Source organism: Kineococcus sp. G2 (genome assembly GCF_037154035.1).
GTDB lineage: Bacteria > Actinomycetota > Actinomycetes > Actinomycetales > Kineococcaceae > Kineococcus.
Genome location: NZ_JBBBEM010000149.1, coordinates 1 through 3,117 on the forward strand (window position 1 = coordinate 1; position 3,117 = coordinate 3,117).

The 3,117-nt window shown below is 67.1% G+C and carries 3 protein-coding genes and 1 pseudogene; 2 read left to right on the plus strand and 2 right to left on the minus strand.

The window, feature by feature from the left end; genetic code table 11:
- Window positions 1-328: 328 nt before the first annotated feature.
- Entirely contained in the window at window positions 329-820 is a 492-nt protein-coding gene (locus V9U69_RS19215) for a transposase (RefSeq protein WP_337063519.1), read from the minus strand.
- The gene (locus V9U69_RS19220; protein ID WP_337063515.1) at window positions 733-1,134 is read right to left on the minus strand and encodes a transposase; all 402 of its coding nucleotides are present in this window, start codon (window positions 1,132-1,134) and stop codon (window positions 733-735) included. Before V9U69_RS19220 ends, V9U69_RS19215 begins: the two co-directional genes overlap by 88 nt.
- A gap of 109 nt (window positions 1,135-1,243) precedes the next feature.
- Between V9U69_RS19220 and V9U69_RS19225 the strand changes: the two genes are divergently transcribed.
- Together V9U69_RS19225 and V9U69_RS19230 are read left to right on the plus strand one after the other, a co-directional pair.
- Window positions 1,244-2,452 carry a CatB-related O-acetyltransferase gene (locus V9U69_RS19225; RefSeq protein ID WP_337063517.1) on the plus strand — a complete coding sequence of 403 codons (1,209 nt, stop codon included), beginning with the start codon at window positions 1,244-1,246 and terminating at the stop codon, window positions 2,450-2,452.
- 218 nt (window positions 2,453-2,670) lie between these two features.
- A pseudogene (locus V9U69_RS19230) lies at window positions 2,671-3,076 on the plus strand (transposase); the annotation flags it as partial.
- Between the last annotated feature and the right edge of the window lie 41 nt (window positions 3,077-3,117).

Genomic DNA, 3,117 nt, shown 5'->3' on the forward strand with positions numbered 1-3,117 from the left:
AGCCACCCACTTCATCGGCCCTCACCAGCAGGACCTGAACCCTTCCGATGCATCGATTGGGTGAATGCTCCTTCTGCCGGCGACGAGGAGCTCGAGAGATCCTCCTGGCGGCCCTGATGACCAGGGCGTGCCGATCCAGCTCCTACAGGAGCGCCCTGGTCATTACATCCTGCGCGGGCAGGGCCCTCCCAACAGTCCATCGGATCTGATGATCACAGATCGATGAGACGATCACGACTCGAAGAGGCGGCGCAGCATCACCTTCAGACTGATCTCGAGGGCTGCCCTTCGGCAGCACGTCAGATCACGCATCCACTGAGTGACTGTTTCAGATGTGTGCTGAGGGCTGCGCCGTCCTGGTCAGCCGGCGCAGCGTCATCCGCACGTAGGCGACCTCGACCACGGTGATCGCCGTGCCCATCAGCCGTTCGAAGTCGCGGGCCAAGCGGCGTGCCCGGCTGATCCAGGCGAAGAAGCGCTCCACCACCCAGCGCCGGGGCAGGACGTGGAAGCCGACGCTACCGGGCCGGCGACTGATCACCGTGGCGGTGATGCCCAGCTCGGCGGCACGATCGGTGAAGCTCCGGCGGAAGCCTTGATCGCACCAGACCTGACGCAGGTCCGGGAACTGCTCGGACAGCTCGCCCAGCAGGTCAGTGCCGCCGGCGGTCTCGCTGATCACCCCACCGGTGATCTGCACCGCGAGCAGGTTGCCCTCGGTGTCCACGGCGGTCATCCGCTTGCATCCGTTGACCCTCTTGCCCGCGTCGTAGGAGCGCCCGCGGCCTGCTTCGCTGCTGCGGACGGACTGGGAGTCGATGACGAAGGCCGTCGCCGCGACGGTGCGCCTTTTCCCAGGCGATCCAGCACCCGCACCTCATCGACCATCTTCTGCCAGCTGCTGTCGCCTTCCAGGCGGCGCATCCACCGGTAGCACGTCTCCCAGGCGGGCAGGTCGTGCGGCATCGCCCGCCACTTCGCCTCGTTGTCGATCACGTAGAAGATCCCGTTGAGCACCTCGCGCAGGTCCTGGCGGGGTCTGCCCATTCGTCCCTGCTTCGGCAGCAGTGGCTCGATCAGCTCCCACTCCGCATCGCTGAGGTCGGAGGGGTACGCCTTGCGGTCGACAGCCACGGCGCCAGCGTGGCCCACCTGCAGCGACATCTGAAACAGTCACTGAGAGCCGTTACCTGCTCCTCCAGCGACCCGAGTGACCGAACATCCGTATCGCTATGCTCACACTATGTCATTCAGCGTCCTCCTCCTCGCGGACACCATCCTGGAGTCCGTGGCAGCCTCGGTGCGAGCTCTGGCGGACGCCATCGACGTCGCGGAAGCGTCCGGCGTAGAACTCGACGTGGTCGTCCTCAACGCATCTCCACGCGACGACGTCGCGAGGTTCCTCGCCGGTGTGGAGGGCGCCTCGGTGATCCACGCCCCCGGAGCAGGACGCCCCGAAGCGCTGCGAGCAGGAGTACAGGCGACGAACGGGGACTGGCTGTGGATCGGCGGGACCGAGAGCGCACCGTCCTCGAACGCCATAGCGACCCTCCTCTCGTCCGCCGCCCGGTCGGGGAGGGCGAGCTTCGCCTCACCCGCTGACCCGGCGCCGTACGCGGTGGTAGCAGGTGCTTCGGCTCGCACGCTCGTCGAGTCCCTGCCGGACGAGCCGGTTGACGATCCGGTGCGGCGACTCATCCACGCCGCCATTCAGCACGCCGGAACAGCCCCAGCACACGTGAGCGAGGCTGGAGTGCTCCGGGTGGAGGCACGACGAACGACGCGCGACTTCGGTGCCACCGTAGCCGGCCCAGGAACCGTGCTGGTCGGGCCCGCGACCTACAGCGCTCGCGGCACGCTGGCACTGACCTACGAGCCCCTCGAGCAGATCGAGATCGGAGGTTACTGCTCGATCGCTAACGAGGTCCGGATCCTGCTGCCCAACGGCCGCTGGTACGGGCCTGACGGTGAGGAACTCGACGTGGCACCTCGGGGCCGTCACAGGATGGATGCTGCATCGACCTTTCCCATGGGGATCCTGGTACCCGACGAGCCCTACGATGAGCCAGCGAGCGATACTCGAGGTGAACGTCTCCGCATCGCAGACGACGTCTGGGTGGGTTACGGCGCCACGATTCTCGGCCAGGTCAACGTGGGGCCAGGCTCCATCATCGGAGCAAGATCACTCGTCCTCCGAGACGTGCCGCCTTACACAGTTGTGGGTGGAGTGCCGGCCCGAGAACTGCGCCGGCGGTTCGCGGACGACGTCATCGAGCGCCTGCTCGCCATCCGCTGGTGGGAGTGGCCTGAGGACGTGGTTCGAGGCGCGCACGACTGGTTCCGCGGACCCGTCGAGGGCTTCATCCGTCACTTCGATGTCTCCATGGACGCCAGCGGCGCCTCGGGAACCGTCTCGGTGGACGATTCGCAAGATGATGGTTCGACCCACTGAGCGAGTCGATCTCGTGGCGCGGAGGTCACCGCGGACCAGACCGACACTGCCGCCACTCCGCAGCGAGGCCGCTCGGAGAACGACTCGATGGTGCGCGCCGACTCCTACTCCGGACCGATCACTGGTGCCCGGTGGAATTGCGCAATGATTACTGCCCGTTGCAGAAGTTGGTCTGAGGCTCTGGCGTGTCGCGCTGCGCCAGGCGCAGCCTGGTCGACATGGCCACCGACGCCAGTGCCCGGCCTCGTCAGCTGATCACCGATAAGCTGTGGGAGCTGCTCGAGCCGCTCATCCCACCGCCGCCACCGGCACCGCGTGGGCGCACCGGCCGCCCTCGCCACGAGGACCGGGCGGTGCTCGAGGACATCGTCTTCGTGCTCAGCACCGGCATCGGTTGGGCCAAGCTGCCCCTAGAGCTGGGTTACGGATCGGGCTGGACGTGCTGGCGGCGCCTGCGCCAGTGGCAGGAGGTCGGCGTGTGAGACGAGCTGCACGGCGCCGTGCTCGACCGTCTGGGCCGGCAGGGCGGCAGGGCCTGCTGGACTGGTTCCGGGCCAGCACTGGCTCCGTCAGCGTCCGCGCGAAAAGAGGGGCGCACTGACTGGGCGCAATCCCACCGACAGATGAAGCGTCACGGCTTCTCTGCCGTCTTCATGTGGGGCACG

Coding starts and splice junctions, on each gene's coding strand:
- V9U69_RS19225 (WP_337063517.1), top strand. CDS start 1,244: ATGTCATTCAGCGTCCTCCTCCTCGCGGACACCATCCTGGAGTCCGTG.